This is a genomic window from Arthrobacter sp. P4_H3, from assembly GCF_056400885.1.
This window is the reverse complement of the sequence record NZ_JBFUKK010000023.1, coordinates 41,912-59,668: the sequence shown is the minus strand read 5'-3', so window position 1 is coordinate 59,668 and position 17,757 is coordinate 41,912. Positions and strand designations below refer to the sequence as shown.

The 17,757-nt window shown below is 66.3% G+C and carries 13 protein-coding genes; 4 read left to right on the top strand and 9 right to left on the bottom strand.

Features of this window, described 5'->3' with window-relative positions:
• The first annotated feature begins 138 nt into the window (after nt 1-138).
• The gene (gene pdxA / locus AC1DRE_RS22110) at nt 139-2,610 is read left to right on the top strand and encodes a 4-hydroxythreonine-4-phosphate dehydrogenase PdxA (RefSeq protein ID WP_476986639.1); all 2,472 of its coding nucleotides are present in this window, start codon (nt 139-141) and stop codon (nt 2,608-2,610) included.
• Nucleotides 2,611-2,677: 67 nt separating this feature from the next.
• On the opposite strand, the gene AC1DRE_RS22105 is transcribed toward pdxA, so the two are convergent.
• Entirely contained in the window at nt 2,678-5,788 is a 3,111-nt protein-coding gene (locus AC1DRE_RS22105) for an alpha-amylase family glycosyl hydrolase (RefSeq protein WP_476986638.1), read from the bottom strand.
• Nucleotides 5,789-5,991: 203 nt separating this feature from the next.
• On the opposite strand from AC1DRE_RS22105, the gene AC1DRE_RS22100 reads away from it, so the two are divergent.
• Nucleotides 5,992-6,879: a putative protein N(5)-glutamine methyltransferase gene (locus tag AC1DRE_RS22100; RefSeq protein ID WP_476986654.1), complete on the top strand. Its 888-nt coding sequence runs from the start codon at nt 5,992-5,994 to the stop codon at nt 6,877-6,879.
• Here AC1DRE_RS22100 and AC1DRE_RS22095 read toward each other — a convergent pair.
• From AC1DRE_RS22095 to AC1DRE_RS22060, 8 genes are all read right to left on the bottom strand, one after another.
• Nucleotides 6,876-7,931: a glycosyltransferase family 4 protein gene (locus AC1DRE_RS22095; RefSeq protein ID WP_476986637.1), complete on the bottom strand. Its 1,056-nt coding sequence runs from the start codon at nt 7,929-7,931 to the stop codon at nt 6,876-6,878. The genes AC1DRE_RS22100 and AC1DRE_RS22095 overlap by 4 nt on opposite strands.
• A 13-nt stretch (nt 7,932-7,944) precedes the next feature.
• The gene (locus AC1DRE_RS22090; RefSeq protein WP_476986636.1) at nt 7,945-10,104 is read right to left on the bottom strand and encodes an amylo-alpha-1,6-glucosidase; all 2,160 of its coding nucleotides are present in this window, start codon (nt 10,102-10,104) and stop codon (nt 7,945-7,947) included.
• A 292-nt stretch (nt 10,105-10,396) separates the two neighbouring features.
• Entirely contained in the window at nt 10,397-10,927 is a 531-nt protein-coding gene (locus AC1DRE_RS22085) for a hypothetical protein (protein ID WP_476986635.1), read from the bottom strand.
• A gap of 152 nt (nt 10,928-11,079) precedes the next feature.
• Nucleotides 11,080-11,343 carry a GlsB/YeaQ/YmgE family stress response membrane protein gene (locus tag AC1DRE_RS22080; protein ID WP_476986634.1) on the bottom strand — a complete coding sequence of 88 codons (264 nt, stop codon included), beginning with the start codon at nt 11,341-11,343 and terminating at the stop codon, nt 11,080-11,082.
• 134 nt (nt 11,344-11,477) lie between these two features.
• Nucleotides 11,478-12,308, bottom strand: a complete 831-nt coding sequence (locus tag AC1DRE_RS22075; protein ID WP_476986633.1) for an aldo/keto reductase — start codon at nt 12,306-12,308, stop codon at nt 11,478-11,480.
• A 68-nt stretch (nt 12,309-12,376) separates the two neighbouring features.
• The gene (locus AC1DRE_RS22070) at nt 12,377-13,396 is read right to left on the bottom strand and encodes an NAD-dependent epimerase/dehydratase family protein (protein WP_476986653.1); all 1,020 of its coding nucleotides are present in this window, start codon (nt 13,394-13,396) and stop codon (nt 12,377-12,379) included.
• The gene (locus tag AC1DRE_RS22065) at nt 13,390-14,361 is read right to left on the bottom strand and encodes an aldo/keto reductase (protein ID WP_476986632.1); all 972 of its coding nucleotides are present in this window, start codon (nt 14,359-14,361) and stop codon (nt 13,390-13,392) included. Before AC1DRE_RS22065 ends, AC1DRE_RS22070 begins: the two co-directional genes overlap by 7 nt.
• A gap of 55 nt (nt 14,362-14,416) precedes the next feature.
• Nucleotides 14,417-15,262: an aldo/keto reductase gene (locus AC1DRE_RS22060; protein ID WP_476986631.1), complete on the bottom strand. Its 846-nt coding sequence runs from the start codon at nt 15,260-15,262 to the stop codon at nt 14,417-14,419.
• Nucleotides 15,263-15,438: 176 nt separating this feature from the next.
• Between AC1DRE_RS22060 and AC1DRE_RS22055 the strand changes: the two genes are divergently transcribed.
• Together AC1DRE_RS22055 and AC1DRE_RS22050 are read left to right on the top strand one after the other, a co-directional pair.
• Nucleotides 15,439-16,356 (top strand): helix-turn-helix transcriptional regulator, encoded by a 918-nt coding sequence (locus AC1DRE_RS22055; RefSeq protein ID WP_476986630.1) that lies wholly within the window; start codon nt 15,439-15,441, stop codon nt 16,354-16,356.
• 163 nt (nt 16,357-16,519) lie between these two features.
• Nucleotides 16,520-17,728, top strand: coding sequence for an aspartate transaminase (locus AC1DRE_RS22050; RefSeq protein ID WP_476986629.1), 1,209 nt, complete (start codon nt 16,520-16,522; stop codon nt 17,726-17,728).
• The last annotated feature ends 29 nt before the right edge of the window (nt 17,729-17,757 follow it).

Genomic DNA, 17,757 nt, shown 5'->3' with positions numbered 1-17,757 from the left:
TGCCACTGTTGCGCGTTTCGCGCAACACCTATGGCGCATTTCGCGCAGAAGTGTCATGATGGTGGCTATCGGACGTACGGACCCCAGGGCCCGGAACGCCGGATTGTTCTTCACAACATTCCAAGGGAGGAGGAGAACGTGACAGCAGTGCTCATCCAGGCCGACGACTTTTCCGGTGCCGCCGAAGTCGGGCAATGCTTTGCCCACCGGGGCCTGGCCACGCGGGTCCTCCTTGCCCCCGGGCCGCAGGGGCAGCCTGAACTTCCCGGCCAGGCAGCGCCGCCGGCCGACGTCGTGGTTGTCGACACCCACTCCCGGAACCTCTCCGGTGAGGCGGCTGCGGCAGCCGCTGCCGGGGTGTTCGGAGGCTCCGCCGCAGCGTCGGCAGGGGTGCTTTTCAAGAAGATCGACTCGCTCTGGCGGGGCAACGTTGGTGCGGAAATAGGCGCGCTGACAGGTCTGGGGCTGCACGTGGTGGTTGCCGGCGCCCTGCCCCAGCTGGCGAGAACCGTGGTCGGAGGCAAGTCCCTTGTGGGCGGCGTTCCGCTGGACCGGACCGGACTGTGGGCGGCTGAAACAGCTGCGCCGCCGGCCAGTGTGCCGGACCTGCTGCAGCAAGAAGGGGGACCTGCCGCTGATCTCCTGGACCTCCATGTTGTGAGGTCCGGACAGCTTCCCGTGCAGCTGGGCAGGATCCTGTCCGTGGCGGCCCCGGCTGTGGTTGTGGCCGATAGCGAAACCGAGGCGGACCTGGCGGCCGTTGTGGACGCGCTTGTCCGGCTGGAGTTCATGGCAGGCGGGAGGCGGGTGGTCCTCGTGGGTACCGGTGGGATTGCAGATCTCCTGGCACGCAGCGTCGGAGCGCAGCCTGCGCGTAACACGCAGTCTGCGGAGCTCGATGTGCCCGGGCAGCAGCGTGACGCGGCCCCCGGTACTCCGGCAGCTGTGCCGCAAGGGAGCCCCGGGCCAGTCCTGGCCGTCGTCGGTTCCGCCTCCGACGCGGCACGGAGCCAGTTGCAGGACCTCGAAGCCGCGGGTTTCCTGCTGCTCGGGCTCCGGCCGGAGGAGCTTGCCCGGCCCGCGGCGCAGCAGCCGCAGGCACAGCGCGCCAAGGATGCGCTCACGGCCGGGCTGCCAGTTGCCCTGACCGTTGCGGCGGACCGGGTGGAGCCGGCGGAGGCGGGCGTGATCGTCCGCAACCTGGCCCGCTTTGTCTCCGGCATCCTCCGGGGGACGGACCCGGAGACGGGACCAACGGCGGACCCCACGGCCGGGATGAAATCCGGCCCCATCCTCAAACCCGACCTCATCCTAACTGGCGGCGAAACCGCCCGGGAGGTACTCGACGGGCTCGGCATCACCGCCCTCGAACCGCTCGACGCCGTCCAGCACGGAGCCGTGGTTAGCCTCGCCGACGACGGCACGCTGGTGGGCACCAAGCCCGGCAGTTTCGGCGACCGGCACGCGCTGACCCAGCTTCACCAATTGATCCAAAGCCGCCGGGCTTCGCCCGCTGCCGGCCATTCAACCCAACAAACACTTGACCGCCCTTCCGAGAAATCTGGAGCAGTAATGAATTCAGCTGTAGTGAACGAAACCGAGCAGGACGCCCGCCCCTTCATCGCCGTCACGATGGGCGACGGCGCCGGCGTCGGCCCCGAAGTGACAGTGGGCGCGCTGCTGGCGGAAAACGCCTACCGCGACTGCCGCCCGGTGGTCATCGGCGACGTCTACCGGCTGGAGCTGGGCGCCAAGGCCCTCGGTGTCACGCCCGACATCGTCGAGGTCCAGACCGTGCAGGAAGCTGTCTTTGAGCCCGGCCGCATCAACGTGATCGATCCCAAGCTGCTGTCCAAGGACCTGCCCTGGGGCCAGGAATCCGCTGAGGCAGGCAACGCCGCCTACCACTACATCCGCATCGCCTGCGAGCTCGGCATGAAGGGCGACGTCCAGGGGATCTGCACGGCGCCGCTGAACAAGGCGGCACTGCACAAAGCCGGACACATCTACCCCGGCCACACCGAACTGCTGGCGCACTTCATGGGCATCGAAGAAGTGTCCATGATGCTGTCCACGCCGAAGGTCAAGGTCATCCACGTCACCACCCACATCGGCCTGATCGATGCCATCAACAAGATCGAGCCCGGCCTGGTGGAACGGACAGTCCGGCGCGGCTACGAAGCCATGCAGCGCGCCGGCATCGCCAACCCCAAGATCGGCGTCTGCGCCATCAACCCGCACGCCGGGGAGAACGGCCTGTTCGGGTACGGCGAGGAAGCCGAGAAGATCACCCCCGCCATCGAAAAGCTGCAGGCCGACGGCGTCGACGCCATCGGTCCGCTCCCGGCCGACACCGCCTTCTTCCTGGCCGGCCGCGGCGATTACGACCTGATCGTCGCGATGTACCACGACCAGGGGCACGGCCCAGTGAAGGTCCTGGGCATCGAGGCCGGCGTCAACATCACGGTAGGGCTGCCCGTCATCCGCACCTCGGTGGACCACGGCACCGCGTTCGACATTGCGGGCAAGGGCATCGTGGACGTGCGCAGCATGATCGAGGCACTTCGCCAGGCGGCGGAGATGTCCCCGAGCCCGGCCCTCCGGAAGTAGGCACCGAGCCCGGCGCTCCGGAAGCAGGAGCGCCGGGCCAGAGTCCCGGGCCGGTCGGGGACGCCTCCTATCCGGCAGTCATCACGTGGGTGAAGTGGTCGTACCGGATGGTGAGGGGCCCGCCGTCGTGCGCCAGACTGATGTTGGCGCCGTTCGGGGAGCCGCCCGCTCCGTAGCTCACAGCCCAGGACCGGTCCAAAGCGGCCTTGAACTCGTACGTGCCGGCGGGAAGGCCGGGTACGGACAGCTTCCAGACCAGGTCGGCGGGGTCCAGCACCAATTGGGCCTGGTCGCACGCCGGCATCCAGTCCTCCGGGCAGCCCAGCTCCGAATTCATGCTGCCGGCCGCGGCCACGGCACCGGGCTGCTGCGACGCGTAGACCGGGCTGAGCAGGTGCGTCGTGTGGTCGTACCGAAAGGTGACGGCACCGCCCGGGTGCTCCAGGACGATGTTCCCGCCGTTGAAGGCGCCGCCTGCCCCGTAGTTTTCGTCCCAGCCGCCGTTGATGGCTGCCTTGAACTCGTACGTCCCCGCCGGGAGGTCAGGCACAGTGAGGCGCCACACCTTGTCCGCCGGGTCGAGCGCCATGAAGGCCTGCCCGCAGGCAGGCTGCCAGTCGCCCGGGCAGCCCAGCTCGGAATCCAGGTTGCCGGCCACCGCGACCGTATCCGGCTGCGGGATCTCGCCGGCCACCACGGTCCGGATATCGCTCACCACATTCGCCGCGCCCGGTACGGCCATCGTGGCCCGGTACCGGACGTCGGTGCCGTCGGCGAGGCCCAGCGCCGCTACATCGTCAAAGACGGTGTAGGCCGGCGATGAACTGTCCGAACCGATGGCAGCCCAGCCGCCGCCGTCGACGCTCCGCTCGAAGCTGACCGTGTAGTCAGGCTTCTCCGGGCTGGCGGTGGCACTGACTTCCACCTTGCCGTCCACGCTGCTGCCCTCGGCCGGTTTCTGCATCACGAGGACCGGAGAGGGGACAGTGCCGGTCCGGGCCGCGCTCGCGGAGGTGTGCCCGCCGTTGTCGAGGACCACCGCGCGGTATTCCACGGCCGTGCCGGGGTTCAGCCCGGTGACCTCGTGGAACACCTGGTACGGGGCGGTGTCGTCCGTGCCGATCGGATCCCATTCTCCGCCCGCTGTCCGCGCCTGGAAGGTGACCTCGTAGAACGAGGAGCCGTCGACGTCGGCCGCCACCCGGATCCTGCCGTTGTCGCCTTCCGCTGTTGCCGGCTCCTGAAGCACGACGGCGGGAGCCGCCTTGGAGTGCGGGATCCGGCCTGACGATTCGTAGACCGCTGCGGAAAGCGGCGGGACGGTGACGGTGAGCTTGCCGTCGGCGGCCGACTTGGATTCCGCTGCGGAGCCGGCGTCGCCATAGATCCGGCTGTACGTGCGCTTGGCGATGTACGTGGGAACGGCCGCCGTCTGTGCAGTCTGGCTGTTGTTCACCGCCACCACGTATTCGCGCTGGTCCGCCGCGTCCGTGCGGGAGAACGCGTAGATTCCCGGACCGTCCGAGGCATACCGGTTCTGGTGGGCGCCGTCCCGCAGGGCCGGGTGCCCGGCAGTCAGCGCCGCGAGTTCGCTGATCTTGCTGTAGAGCGGATGGCCGGTGTCGAAGTTGTCCGTGGCATGCGTGGCGTCGGTTCCCAGCAGGTCATCGTCAAGGTATTCGGGCACCTGGCTGGCGAAGAGTGTCTGGCGGGCATCTTGGTCCCCGCCGGGACCCGTGAACCCCTGCTCGTCCCCGTAGTACACCACGGGGTTGCCTCGCGAGAAGTACATCAGCTCGTGGGCCAGCCGGTCCCGGGCAACGCGTTCGGCGTCGTCAGCGTCCGGGTTGTCCGCGGCAATGAAGCTGCCGATCCGGCCCATGTCGTGGTTGCCCAGGAACGTGGGGAGTTGGTAGACGTTGGAGTCGGCGTCGGTGTACCAGTCGTCCGCGGCGAAGAACGCCTCCAGCTGGGCCGCCCCCTGGCTACGGGAAGCAAAATTCCTGGCTGCGTCCTGGAACGGGAAGTCAAGCACGGCCTGCATTTTGTTGCGGGTGGTGAACTGCGAGGTGAAGCTCTTGGACGTGTCAAAGACCTCGCCGAACATAAAGAACTCGTCTTTACCCTGGTCCTTCGCGTAATCAAGGACCTTGGGCCCGAACTCCTGCCAGAACTCGTCGTTCACGTGCTTCATCGTGTCGATCCGGAAGCCGTCCACCCCGAAATCCTTGATCCAGTCTTCGTAGACCTTCGTCATTCCCTCGACCACCCGGGGGTTTTCCGTGAAGAGGTCGTCCAGGCCGAAGAAGTCGCCGTAGAAGGAGTCCTCGCCCTGGAAAGTGGTGTCGCCGCGGTTGTGGTACAGCGTGGGGTCGTTAAGCCAGGACGGAACCTTGAGGTCCTTTTCGGCACTATCCAGGACCGGCGTGTAGGGGAACGACGTGGCCGGATCCAGCGTGGGGAAAGTGTCCGTCCCGGCATAGTCGCGGTCGTCGAATAGATCGCCGGCGGCCGTCTTGTACGGCTCCGTGTCCTTGGAGACGTAGGGCTGGCGGGCGCCTTCCTCGTAGCCGATCACGTCCGCGGTGTGGTTGGTGATGATGTCGAAGTAGACCTTCATCCCGCGCGAGTGTGCCTCGTCGATCAGCGCCTTCAGTTCGTCGTTGGTCCCCAGGTGCGGGTCGATCTGGGTGAAGTCGGTGACCCAGTAGCCGTGGTAGCCGGCCGATTTGTCCTCGGGCTGGACCGCCTTGTTCTTGAAGCTGGGCGTCAGCCAGATGGACGTGGTGCCCAGGCCCTGGATGTAATCGATCTTGTCCAGCAGGCCTTTAAGGTCACCGCCGTTGTAGAAGCCCTTTTTCGTGGGGTCGAAGCCGGAGACCATCGGATCGGAGCCGAGCCCGCCGTCGTCGTTCGCGCTGCTTCCGTTACTGAAGCGGTCCGCCATCACGAAGTAGAAGTTCTCATCGGTCACCGGTGCGCGGAGCGAATGGGCGGCCGACGGGGAGCCGGGGCCTTTCGGCTCCGGCGCCGCGTGGGCCGGTGCCCCGTTAGCCGGTGCCGCCAGCGCGGCCGCGATGACCAGCGCCGCGACCGCCGCGGCGGCACGTCTGGCAGGAAGCTTGGGGGGTGAATTTTTGCAGGGTGGATTCTTGTGGATTGCACTGCGGGAAAACACGATGAGGAAACCTTCCGGTAAGCGACATTGCTGCTGTGAAGGACGATGCGGGAGACCGGCTCCTGAGAGCCAAGTCACACTGTAAGCGCTTGCACTGACATTTTCCAGCAAATTCCAAGGTTGCTTGGTATCGTCCCGGGTTCGGTAGCATGAATCCCACCGCCTGCCGCTGAGGGAGCCTGTACTTGCCATCAGAAAGCACATTGCGGACCGGCCGCACCGGGACTGCGGACAATCCGGACAGCCCGGTCCGCCGTCTCCGCGCTGCCGGCTGCGTCTTTGCCGAGGACGAAGCCCGCCTGCTCGCAGAGGCAGCAACCTCAGCCGCGGAGCTGGAGTCGATGATCGAACGGCGCATCGAGGGACTTCCGCTTGAACACATTCTTGGCTGGGCCGAATTCTGCGGGCTTCGCATCGGTGTGGCGACAGGCGTCTTTGTGCCCCGCCGCCGGACCGAGTTTCTTGTCCGTCAGGCGGAGCTGCTGCTCCGCGCTTCCGACGACGGCGGCCGTTCCGACGGCGGTTCCGACGACGGCGGCCGCCGCGCCGCCGTCGTCGACCTCTGTTGCGGTTCCGGTGCCGTGGGGGCTGCCCTCGCAGCGCGCCTGGCCGGAATCGAACTGCACGCCTCGGACCTGGATCCCAACGCAGTGCGCTGCGCCAGGCGGAACCTGGAACCGGCCGGCGGCCGCGTCCATGAGGGCGACCTCTTCGACCCGCTGCCGCCCGGGCTCCGCGGCCGCATCCGGGTCCTGGTGGCCAACGCGCCCTATGTCCCCACGACGGCGATCGGGACCATGCCGCCGGAGGCCCGCACGCACGAGCCGCGGATGTCCCTGGACGGCGGTCCCGACGGGCTGGACATCCAGCGGCGGGTTATTGCCGGGGCGGCAGACTGGCTTGCACCCGGCGGGCACGTGCTGATCGAGACGAGCCTGGGCCAGGCACGGCAGACCATCGGGCTCATGCGACAGGCAGGACTGTCAGCCCGGCTGGCGAGCGACCCGGAGCTGGACGCCACTGTGGCAATCGGCACGGCGGCGATCGGCACGGCGGCGATCGGAACTGCAGCGATGGGTAGGACTGGCTAGGACCCTACGGCGGCCTGCTCCTCGGCGGCCCGCGGTGATCCTGTCACGAGCCCCGAGTAGAGCTGGATGTACTCCCGGACCATCCGCTGGGAACTGAAGTGCTGGTCTGCCGCCCGCCGGCAGTCACTGCGGCGCAGCCGGCCGCAGCCCCGAAGCGACTCTGCAAGGCCCTGGAGGCTGTCCGCGAGGAACCCGGTTTCCCCGTCGCTGATGATTTCCGGTGCCGAACCCCGGCGGGTGGCCACTACGGGCGTGCCTGCGGCCAGCGCCTCGATCATGACCATCCCGAACGGTTCCGGCCACTGGATCGGATTCAGCAGGGCAACGGATTCGCCCAGGAGCCGGTACTTGTCAGCAGTGCCCAGCTCGCCCAGGTATTCGATATCCGCGCCCAGCAGTGGTTCGATCACGTCGTGGAAGTATTCCTGTTCAAACGGTTCGCGCATCTTCGCGCCGATCCGCAACGGGATGCCCGCCAGTCGTGCCACCATGATGGCCTGGAGGAGGCCCTTGCTCGGGTGCATGCGGCCCAGGAAGCAGGCTCCGCCATTGTGCGACGGGCTGTACGGGACGGAGCGGAGGTCGATGCCGTGATGGATGACGGCGTCGATCTTCACTCCGCGGGCGGTGGCGGCTTGGTGCCGCGAGATGGCCACGAGTGAGGTTTCCTCATGCATGGCGCGGTAGATCTGCGTAAGTTCGTCGTCGAACGGCCCGTGCAGGGTGGTGACGCGTGGAACATCGGGAACCCTCCGCCGGCACAGCGGACCCAGCAGCGTGTGGTCATGCACGATGTCCACATCCTGCATCGCTTCGTAGGCGCGGAGGACATGCAGGATCTCCTGCCGTCCCGAATCCATGCAGAGCGCCGACGATTCCGCGAGGTTTGGAACCCTCGGAGCGGGACAGGTGCTATCGCCCGAGGCGGCGAGCACGACGTCGTTCCCTGCCTCCGCGAGTCCCACGGCAAGCGTGTGGACCACCGATTCCGTCCCGCCGTAGCTTGGTGGGGGAACCGGAATCCACGGCGGCGCCACAATTCCAATACGCATTGTGCCTCCTACATCAGCCAGCCTTCCGGCCGGGGTGGTGGTGGACCCGAATGAGGTCCGCCAGGGGTTCCTGCGTCCCCAGATGCAGCTCAATCGACGGCGGCAGCCCCGTCACGTGTACGTCATTTCCCGAAACCTCGATGGTCAGCCGGGAACCGGCCAGCGGCACCTGCTCTTTCCGCAGGTAACCGAATCCGTCCGGGAAGGCCGGGCTCAGCCAGAGCCGGCCGGTGGAGACGGAAGGATCAAAGCGCAGCAGGACCCGGATGAGGTGGATGGGGGTGGCAGCGGCCCAGGCCTGCGGTGAGCACGACGACGGGTAGGCCACCGGGGCCCGGCCCGCTTCGCGCGGGAAGCCGCAGAAAAGCTCCGGGAGCCTGCCGCCAAAAGCCTCGGCGGCGTCGAAGATGGCCATCGCCACGCGCTGGGATTCTTCGACGAAACCGTAGCGCATCAGCCCGTCGGCAATGAGGGCATTGTCGTGCGGCCACACGGAGCCGTTGTGGTAGCTCACGGGGTTGAAAGCACCCATGGTGGAAGCCAGCGTACGGACGCCCCAGCCGGAAAACATGTCCGGCTCCATCAGGCGCCGCGCCACAGGGGCCGCTTTGTCATCGTCCACGATGCCCGACCACAGGCAGTGCCCCATGTTGGAGGCGCAGGCATCCACGGGCCGTTTGTCCTTGTCCAGGGCCACAGCGAAGTAACCGCGTTTCGGCAGCCAGAACCTGCGGTTGAACTCGTCCTTCAGTTCGGCAGCCCGGTCGCCCCAGACGCGGGCCAGGGTGGCGTCTCCGGCGTCCAGGGCCAGCAGTGCCCGGGCCACATAGGCGCTGTAGACATAGCCCTGGACCTCGCACAGGGCGATGGGCGGCTCGGCGAGCGTGCCGTCCGCAAAGTTGACGCCGTCGTAGGAGTCTTTCCAGCCCTGGTTGAGGAGCCCGTGCCGGGTGGCGCGCTCATACTCCACGAAGCCGTCCCCGTCACGGTCGCCGTAGCTGGTAATCCAAGCCAGCGCACGGTCCGCACTGGGCAGCAGTTCCTGCACTGCCCGGGCCTCCAGCCCCCAGCGGCTGACTTCCCCCAGGAGCTTGACGAACAGCGGCGTGGCATCCGCCGTCCCGTAATAGGTCGTATCCCCGCCCAGCGACAGGGCGGCGCCGGAACCGAGTCGCACCTCGTGGAGGATCCGTCCGGGCTGCTCCTCGGTGAGCTTGTTGATTTTTTGGCCTTGGTGCTCGGCGAGAGTCTGGAGGGTGCCCAGTGCGATCATGGGATCCACCGGCAGAGCCATGAGGGAGGTCAGTAGGGAGTCGCGGCCGAACAGGGCCATGAACCACGGGGCTCCCGCGGCAGTAACCGTCCGGTCCGGATGCGCCGGGTCCGCGATCCGCAGCGAGCCCAGGTCCCGCTGACTCTGGCGCAGTACCCTTTCGAGCGCTGGATTGTCCATGCTGACCTGTGGTGCAGCGGCGCCCCAGCGTCGGTGCCGCAGCGCGGGAACGGACTCGTGCTGCGGGATGCCGGCGGAGAACTTGCCCGCCGGTTCGCTGCCGTCCGAGCTTGGCGTGACCACAATGGTGGCGGTCCAGGATCCCTTCGGCGGAATTATCACTTTGTACATCACGCCGTGCCGGTTGACGTCCCCTCCCGGCGCCCTGACCGTCACAGCCAGCAGCCTGCCGTTGTGGCGGCCGCTGATGATCAGCCGGTCGCCCTCCGGCCGGTGGGAGGGGCGCAACTGCCGGGTCTTCCGGCCGGCTTTAACCTCGAACAGGTCCGCGAAGTCCGCCTCCACCGCCAGTTTGATGCTGCAGGGTGCGGGAGCGCTGGAGTAGTTGTGCACGGTCAGCGTCTCGCGGACGCCGTCGCCCACCTGCCGGTCACGCTCGATCACCATGGGCCGGTCGGCGGCGCCGTCCGGCTGGGGCGCACGGCCGGTGAACACTGCCCGGTACGGCTCCGGGTTCACCGATGTGAGTTCTTCCACCAGGTGGTTGTTGATCATCAGGTTCCAGCGCGAGATGATCCGGGTGTCCTGATAGAAGGCGCCATGCGCCAAAGTGAGGTCCAGATCGCCGTTTCCGGCCGAAATAAAGAAGGAGGAGCCTTCAACGATGGTCACTGCGTTGTGGCCGATTGAGCCGGCGGTGTCCAGGTTCCAGCCGTTCATGGCCGCCGCCGACGAGCCGGATGCGCCGGGGAGGTTTTGCGGATTGGGGCCAGGCGTCGAAAGCTCATGAATTCACTCCGGACCGAGGATTCAATGGCTGACTGCTTAGCCACCCATATTCTAGATTTCCGGCTGACTTCGGGCAAGGATTTTGGGGCCTGCAGGGACGCAAACAGTGCAGGTACGGTGCGAACGAAGGGGTGCCGCCGGGAACACGGAACGGGGCCCTCCCCTTGCCGGACAATGCGCCCGGCAGGGAGGACCCCGCCGTGTTGAGGCTGGACTCCGCGAGCTAGCTGGAGGTCCGCTCAGGGTTGGTGTTCGTGGCGGCACCGGCCGGGGTGGCGCCGCCTTCGTCGGACCAGTCCTGGCCGGTTGAGTCATTCAGCGCCGGATCGCTGGTGACGTCAGGTGCGCTGCCTTCAGGTGTGCTGCCTTCCGAGGTGCCGAGGTTGACGGTCTCCGGATGCGTGCTGTGGGACGGGACGTAGTCGCCGGCCGGCAGCAGGCTCTCCGTGCTCGAATCCCCGCTTTTCGCTTTGCCATTGGCGCCGGCCTTGCCGGGGCCGGCCCCGTTGTCACGGTGCACGGCGGAACTGATGACCGTGCCTGCGCGGCGGGCTGCCTCGGTCAGCTGGTCAGAGACTTCGGGAGCCTTTTCCTTGACCGCCTCGGTCGCGGCAGCCACTTTGTCCTGGACCGGTTTGCTGTCCCACAGGGCGGCAGCCCGTGCCTTGATTTTCTCGTAGGCGGCGCGGCCGGACCTGGATCCCAGGATAAATCCGGCTGCCACACCTGTACCAAAAAGAAGTTTTGCTTTCATGTTGTACTCCTGCTCCGTGAGAAGGTTCCGTACTCGGGCGGACCGTTCAAGGGGTTGCCCACAAACAAAAGGCCACAGAATAGAGGGCAGTGAATGAAAAAACGGCCCCCGGGAAAGAATCCCGGGGCCGCTTTTCCAGGCCAGACTCCGCTTTAGCGGGCTGTGCGCTTGGTGATCATGCCGTAAACAAGCAGGACGATGATCGCACCGCCAATGGCCAGGAGCCATGTGGACAGCGAGAAGAACTCGTTGATGCCAACGCCGAAGAGCGCGCCGCCAATCAGTCCGCCCAGGAGGGCGCCGACCACACCGAGCAGCAGCGTCATGAAGAGGCCACCACCCTGCCGGCCGGGGAGGATTGCCTTAGCGATGGCTCCGGCGATAAGGCCCAGAATCAGAAATGCGAAAAAACCCATTTTATCGTTCCTTCTTCTTTCATTGAGGAGGTGCCCGGATCCCGGGCACGCTTCATCCTTCTACCTAATACTAATCATGCTTAGTATTAATCTGCCAGTCGGCGGCCATGTGAGTTTCCGGGGAGCACCGGCTTTCAGTGACCTTGGACGTCAGAATTAACTCCGGACTCGTCACCTCCGTCCAGCGTGGCGATGGCAGTTACGTCGTCCGTGTCCAAGGCAAAGCCGAAGATGCCCAGGTTCTCTTTCATGCGTTGTGGATTGGCCGACTTGGGGATGGCAACGAGGCCCTGCTCGATGTGCCAGCGGAGCACGATCTGGCCAGGGGTCTTGCCGTGCTTTTGGGCGATCCTTCCCAGTACTGGGGCGTTCAGGAGGTCGCTGCCCGCGCCCAGCGGACTGTACGACTCAGTGACGATTCCATGGCGCCGGTTGTAGGCGATATCCACTATCCGGGTGATGGACGGGCTGACCTGGATCTGGTTGACGGCCGGCACCACATCGCAGGCGTCCATCAGTCTTTCCAGGTGCGCAGGCTTGAAGTTGGAGACGCCGATCGAGCGGACCTTGCCGTCGGCCTGCAGCCGTTCAAAAGTTTTCCAGGTGGAGATGAATTCGTCCCGCCGGGGGAGGGGCCAGTGGATCAACAGCAGGTCCACGTAGTCCAGGCCGAGGCGTTTGAGTGATCCGTCCAGTCCGGCCACGGCCCTGTCCTGACCTTGGAATTCGCCGTCCAGTTTCGTGGTGATGAACAGCTCGGACCGGTCCAGGCCGCTCGAGCGGATGCCGTTACCCACGCCCGCTTCGTTGCCGTATTTCACCGCAGTATCGATGTGGCGGTAACCGGCTTCCACGGCCTGCACGACGGCGGCAGCCACCTGCTCGTCGTCCAGGGGCCAGGTCCCCAGTCCGATCTGAGGAATCCGGTGTCCGTCGTTGAGCTCAATCACTGGTGAAAGTGCCATTCAATGAGTCTTTCGTATCGGAGTCGGTTTGCACAGATCTCCAACGGCACAGTCTTCCAGCGATTCGTTTACGGCCGGCGGGCCCAGTCGACCAGCCGGTCACTGAGCTCCATGAAGCCGGCGTCAACCTGCTGCCGTTCGGGGTGCGCGTCGTGCCAGCGGACGATTTCCCGGGCGCCGTCCGCGAACGGGATGGAGCAGTGGAAGGACGGTACCAGCGATTTGATCTTCGAGTTGTCGAACACCACGGAGTGCGCCCTGTCGCCGAGCAGCCACGGCCCGCGTCCGGCATCGTGGGCCGCGATGGTTTCCGAGGCCACATGCACCAGCTCCGGCGCCGCAACGCCGGCAGCCCGGGCAAACAGCCGGTACACCTGGTCCCAGGGGAGGAACTCGTCGGAGGTGATGGTGTAGCTTTCGCCCACTGCCTGCGACCGGCCCAGCAGGCCCACGAACGCCTTGGCGAAGTCCCGGCTGTGCGTCAGCGTCCACAGCGACGTGCCGTCTCCGTGGACCAGCACCGGCAGGCCCTGCCGCATGCGGTGGATGTCCGTCCAGCCTCCCAGCAGCGCAATTTTGGTGCGGTCGTATGTGTGCGATGGGCGGACCACCGTGACCGGGAAGCCGTCGTCCCGGTAGGCCCGCATGAGCAGGTCCTCGCAGGCGATTTTGTCCCGCGAATACTGCCAGAAGGGGTTGCGCAGCGGCGTCGATTCCAGGATCGGCAGGCGGGCGGGCGGCTTCTGGTACGCGGAGGCTGAGCTGACGAACACGTACTGGCCGGTCCAGCCCGAGAACTGCTCGACAGCCGCCGCCGCGTGGTCCGGGGTGAAGGAAATAAAGTCCGCCACGGCGTCGAACTCGCGGCCACGCAGCGCCTCGCGCACTGCCGCGGCGTCCCGGATATCGGCGGTGACCACCTCGGCGCCTTCGGGCGCCGGCCGGGCTGCGGACTTTCCCCGGTTCAGGAGGGTGAGCCGGTGGCCCAGCGCGACGGCGAGTTCCGCCGCCGCCGCGCTGATGACGCCGGTTCCGCCGATGAACAGGATGTCCGACGGTGCCGCCACCGTTGCGGGAGGAGTCACCAGGCGTAGTCTTCCGGGGCCGTCCGGTGGCCGGGGAAGATGTCGTCGAGGCGCTTGAGCGCATCAGCGTCGAGCGTCACCTCCAGGGCCCTGATGGCGGCGTCGAGCTGTTCCTGCGTGCGCGGACCCACGATCGGTGCGGTGACCGCGGGCTGGTGCAGCAGCCACGCGAGGGCAATATCCCCGGGCTCGTGGCCGAGGTCGTCGGCCAGATCCTCGTACTGGCGGATCTGTTCCTGGTGCTTCTTCAGCGTTTCGGCCGCCCGTCCTTCGGTGCGCCGGACGCCGTCGCGCTCTTTTTTCAGTACCCCGCCCAGCAGGCCGCCGTGCAGGGGCGACCAGGGGATCAGCCCCAGTCCGTACTGCTGAGCAGCCGGGATGACTTCCAGCTCCACGTTGCGGGTGAGGAGGTTGTAGATGGACTGCTCGCTGACCAGGCCGGTGAAGTTGCGCCGGGCGGCGGACTCCTGGGCCTGGGCGATGTGCCAGCCGGCAAAGTTGCTGCTGCCCGCGTACAGGATCTTGCCCTGCTGGACGGCCACGTCCATCGCCTGCCAGATCTCGTCCCACGGCGTATTACGGTCGATGTGGTGGAACTGGTAGATGTCGATGTAGTCCGTCTGGAGCCGCTTGAGGCTGGCGTCGAGGGCCCGCCGGATGTTCAGGGCGGACAGCTTGGACTCATTGGGCCGGTCCGTCATGGTGCCGTAGAGCTTGGTGGCCAGCACCGTGCGTTCCCGCCGCTCGCCGCCCCGGGCGAACCAACGGCCTATGATTTCCTCGGTCCAGCCGTGCCGGCCCGAGCCCCCATAGACGTTGGCGGTGTCAAAGAAGTTGATGCCGGAATCAAGGGCGGAATCCATGATGGAGTGCGCGGCCGCTTCTTCGGTCTGGGGGCCGAAGTTCATGGTGCCCAGGCACAGGCGGGATACTTTCAGGCCTGAACGGCCAAGGTGGGTGTACTGCATGCTGAGGGTCCTTTGGATTGTGGGGTTTTGGTTTCTGGCGCCAGCGCGGTGCTTGCTACATCTGGCTGAAGGCGGCGACGGCGGGGTCGGCGCCCGCCCGGGCACCGGACTCCAGCGCGGTGATTTCGGTCAGTTCGGCGGGGGAGAGTTCGACGGCGATGGTACCGAGGTTCTCCCGCATGCGCTTCGAATCGGCGGACTTGGGGATGACGATGGTGCCCTGGGCGAGGTGCCAGGCCAGCACCACCTGGGCCGGCGTTGCACCGTATTTGCCGGCCAGCGCTTTTACTGCGCCTGCATTCAGGTCAGACCCCTGGCCCAGCGGACTGTAGGCCTCCACGGCGATGCCGAGGTCCCGGCATTTGGCCGCCAGTTCCTGCTGCTGGAAGGTGGGGTGGATTTCGAACTGGTTCACGGCCGGGACCACATCCGCCGCCGGGAGGAGGGTGTCCAGGTGCTCCGGGAGGAAGTTGGAGACGCCGATGGCGCGGATCTGGCTGTTGGCATAGAGCTTTTCCATCGCTTTCCACGCGTCGGTGAAGAGCCCCTGGGACGGCACCGGCCAGTGGATCAGGTAGAGGTCCACGAAGTCGACGCCGAGTGCCTTGCGGCTGTTCTGGAAAGCTTCGTGGGCGGTGCCCTGTTCGCCGTTGCGGAGCTTGGTGGTGATGAAGATTTCCTCGCGCGGAATGCCGGAGGCGGCAATGGCGGCCCCGACGCCTGCCTCGTTGCGGTAGGCCGCGGCGGTGTCAATGTGGCGGTAGCCGGCCTCGAGCGCGTCTTCGACGATGCGCTGTGTTTCTTCCGGCGGCACCTGGAAGACGCCGAAGCCGAGCTGCGGAATCTGTACGCCGTTGTTGAGGGTCAGCTGCGGAATGGTGGTTTGGTGCGTGTGGGACATTGTCAGTTCTTCCGGTCGTAGGGCTCGCGGGAAACCGCTTTCATGTGGGCTATGCATCGAGCCTATGCACTTTCCGGTGCCCTGTCAGTAGGCATGCCTGTTCCTGTTTTTCCTAGGACTGGCAGTCCTACCTTCGTTGTAGAAAGGGAGGTTCCCCGCCGTGCACAATGGAAGGCATGGGTCAGAGTGCCGAGTTTGGAAAATTCCTCAAAGCAATGCGGTCACGGCTGAAGCCGGAGGACGCCGGGCTGCCCGGCACAACGGGTGCCCGGAGGGTTCCCGGGCTGCGCCGCGAGGAGATAGCCCGGCTGGCGGATGTGAGCACGGATTACTACACCCGCCTGGAGCAGGGCCGCAACATCCACCCGTCCAGGGCCGTGCTCGATTCCGTGGCCCGGGCGCTGCGGCTGGACTCCAGCGAACAGGCGCACATGATGGACCTCCTGGAACACTGCGCTGAATCGCAGCGCCCGCCGATCCCGGCCCAGGGCGTCCGGCCGGCGCTGCGCCAGCTGCTGGGCGCAGTGGGCGATGTCCCCGCGCTGGTCCTGGGCCGCCGCAACGATGTCCTGGCCGGTAACCGCCTTGCCTTCCTGTTGTTTGCGGACTTCCTTGCGATGCCGGCCGGGGAGCGTAACCTGACCCGCTGGCTCATGCTCGAGCCTCGCACCCGCGAACTGTTCCGGGACTGGAAGACCGTGGCGGCTGAAGCCGTCGGTGCCCTGCGCGTGGATGTCGGCCGGCACCCGAACGATGCCCAGGCCAACCAGCTGGTGGGCGAACTCGCGGTGCACAGCGAACACTTCCGCCAGTGGTGGGCCGGGCACAGGGTGGCCGCACCGTCCGCCGGCAGCCTTCGGCTCCACCATCCCGTGGTCGGGGACCTGGAACTGAACTTTGAAAACCTGGTGCTGCCGGACGATCCGGACCAGGTCCTCCGGGTGTTTTCCGCGAAGCCGGGTTCGCCGTCGGCCGATTCCCTGACCCTGCTGGGCAGCTTCGGTGCCGGAGAGGCCGGGGATGCGTCGGGAACCACCGGCGGACCGCGGGCCACACAGATAGCGGATGTCAGCGACGCCGGCAGCGCGTCCTAAGCCCGTAACGGCCGGTAACAGGCTGGATCTTCCCGCGCCCTGACATAAGTTCTGCTTATCCGTCCACGCAGAATAGGTCTTATCCATTCCTCCACCGAGTCCCTACGCTCGAATGAAGGAACCGTTCTTTGGTTGCGTCCCACTCAAGAACCTGGAAGAGACCATGCCTGATTTTTCCCCAGCAGCCCGTGTCAGCCGCATCAAATCGTCTCCGAGCGTGGCGGCCGCCGCGAGGGTACGTGAACTCAAAGCCGAGGGCCGCCGGATCCTTGACCTGACGGTCGGTGAACCTGACTTCGATACACCGCCGCACATCAAGGCCGCGGCCGTCGCCGCCATCGAGGCCGGTGAAACCAAATACACCTCCGTCAGCGGCACCCCCGTGCTCCAGAAAGCCATCCTGGGCAGGCTCAAATACCACACCGGGGTCAGGTTCGAACCGGACCAGATCACCATCGGAGGCGGTGCGAAGCAGGTGATCTTCCTGGCGCTCATGGCCACACTGGACGCCGGGGACGAGGTCATTATCCCGGCGCCGTATTGGGTGTCCTACCCGGACATGGTCCTGGCGAACGAGGGCACGCCCGTCATTGTCCCCTGCACGGAGGAGGCCGGCTTCAAACTCACGCCGGAAGCGCTGCGCGGTGCCATTACGCCGCGCACCAAGTGGCTGATCCTCAACTCGCCGTCGAACCCCACCGGCGCCGTCTACAGCCGCCAGGAACTTCGTGCCCTGGCCGCCGCACTTCGGGACTTCCCGCAGGTCAACGTCCTCACCGATGAAATTTACGACGAGATCCACTTCGGCCAGGGTCGGATTGCCAGCCTCGTCGAAGTGGCTCCGGAGCTGAGGGGCCGGATCCTCCTGGTGAACGGGGTGTCCAAGGCCTATGCGATGACCGGGTGGAGGCTTGGCTATGCAGCCGGTCCCGCGCCGCTCATCGCAGCCGTGAACAAGCTGCAGTCGCAAATGTCGTCCTGCCCGTCCTCGGTCAGCCAGGCAGCAGCCGCGGCAGCCCTCTCGGGTCCCCAGGACTTCGTCAGCGGGAGCGTTGCCGTCTACCGGGACCGCCGCGACGCCGCCGTGGCCGGGCTCAACGCCGTCGACGGCCTGCACTGCGCCCCCGCCGAAGGCGCCTTCTACGCCTACGTAAACTGCGCCGGCGTCATTGGAAAGCGGACACCCGACGGCGCCGAAATCAGCTCCGATGAGGACTTCACGCTGTACCTCCTCGACGCGGCGCACGTTGCCACGATCCATGGATCCGCCTACGGGCTCGGACCGTACTTCCGCATCTCCTTTGCCACCAGCCTGGACATCATCCGGGAAGCCACGGCGGCCATCGACAAGGCTGTCCGGGCCCTCAGCTGAGCTCCGGCACCATCCGGCGGCGCCTCCGC

What these genes read in the sequence shown, in the direction of transcription:
- AC1DRE_RS22080 (WP_476986634.1), bottom strand. Translation starts at nt 11,343, where the DNA reads ATGGGTTTTTTCGCATTTCTGATTCTGGGCCTTATCGCCGGAGCCATC.
- AC1DRE_RS22065 (WP_476986632.1), bottom strand. Translation starts at nt 14,361, where the DNA reads ATGCAGTACACCCACCTTGGCCGTTCAGGCCTGAAAGTATCCCGCCTG.
- AC1DRE_RS22095 (WP_476986637.1), bottom strand. Translation starts at nt 7,931, where the DNA reads ATGCGTATTGGAATTGTGGCGCCGCCGTGGATTCCGGTTCCCCCACCA.
- AC1DRE_RS22050 (WP_476986629.1), top strand. Translation starts at nt 16,520, where the DNA reads ATGCCTGATTTTTCCCCAGCAGCCCGTGTCAGCCGCATCAAATCGTCT.
- AC1DRE_RS22075 (WP_476986633.1), bottom strand. Translation starts at nt 12,308, where the DNA reads ATGGCACTTTCACCAGTGATTGAGCTCAACGACGGACACCGGATTCCT.
- AC1DRE_RS22055 (WP_476986630.1), top strand. Translation starts at nt 15,439, where the DNA reads ATGGGTCAGAGTGCCGAGTTTGGAAAATTCCTCAAAGCAATGCGGTCA.
- AC1DRE_RS22085 (WP_476986635.1), bottom strand. Translation starts at nt 10,927, where the DNA reads ATGAAAGCAAAACTTCTTTTTGGTACAGGTGTGGCAGCCGGATTTATC.
- AC1DRE_RS22090 (WP_476986636.1), bottom strand. Translation starts at nt 10,104, where the DNA reads ATGAACGGCTGGAACCTGGACACCGCCGGCTCAATCGGCCACAACGCA.
- AC1DRE_RS22060 (WP_476986631.1), bottom strand. Translation starts at nt 15,262, where the DNA reads ATGTCCCACACGCACCAAACCACCATTCCGCAGCTGACCCTCAACAAC.